At 69.4% G+C, this 851-nt stretch carries 1 protein-coding gene; it reads left to right on the top strand.

The window, feature by feature from the left end; translation table 11 throughout:
• Positions 1 to 121 precede the first annotated feature (121 nt).
• On the top strand, positions 122 to 851 hold a 730-nt coding region (locus tag GSY69_RS13825; RefSeq protein ID WP_160954400.1), incomplete at its 3' end, for an ISL3 family transposase.

The following is an 851-nucleotide window of genomic DNA, read 5'->3' as shown; positions in this document are numbered from 1 at the left end:
GGCTCTTCACAGATGAGGGTGTAGCTGTGGTGCGACCTGGGGCGGCGCGTCGGTGTCGGGGTGAGGGTCGAGGTCTTCCGATGATGGGAGTTCTCACACAACCCGTCCGGAAGACCTCGACGTGCCTGACGCTACCTTCACGCGCCCTGACCTGACTACCTTCACCCGCCTCGACGGCCTCGGTCTGGAGGTCACCGGCCAGCTGCTCGAGCCTGACCGGTCCGTGCTGGCGTGCCGGGTCGTGGAGCCGGACGACTGGTGCAGGCGGTGCGGCTGCCAGGGCGTGCCCCGTGACACGGTGAGCAGGGAGTTGGCGCACGAGCCGTTCGGGTGGCGCCCTACCACGCTGGTGCTCACCGTGCGCCGCTACCGCTGCAAGGAGTGCTCGCACGTGTGGCGTCAGGACACCACCGCTGCGGCGCCGCCGCGGGCCAAGATCTCCCGCGCCGGCCTGCGGTGGGGTCTGGTCGGGATCGTCGTCGGCCACCTGTCGATGGCCCGAGTTGCCGAAGGACTGGGCGTGGCGTGGAACACCGCCAACGACGCGGTCCTGGCTGAGGGCCGGCGTCTGCTCATCGAGGACCCGACCCGCCTGGACGGTGTCAAGGTCGTCGGGGTCGATGAGCACGTGTGGCGGCACACCCGGCGCGGTGACAAGTACGTCACCGTGATCATCGACCTCACCCCGGTCCGGGACGGCACCGGGCCCTCGCGCCTGGTGGACGTGGTCGAAGGTCGGTCGAAGAAGGCGTTCAAGGACTGGCTGGCCGAGCGGGACCAGGCTTGGCGCGATGGGATCGAGGTCGTGGCCATGGATGGGTTTGCGGGCTTCAAGACCGCCACCACCGAGG

The sequence above is a fragment of the Brevibacterium rongguiense genome (genome assembly GCF_009857845.1).
GTDB classification, from domain to species: domain Bacteria; phylum Actinomycetota; class Actinomycetes; order Actinomycetales; family Brevibacteriaceae; genus Brevibacterium; species Brevibacterium rongguiense.
This window is presented reverse-complemented; position numbering and strand designations above follow the sequence as displayed.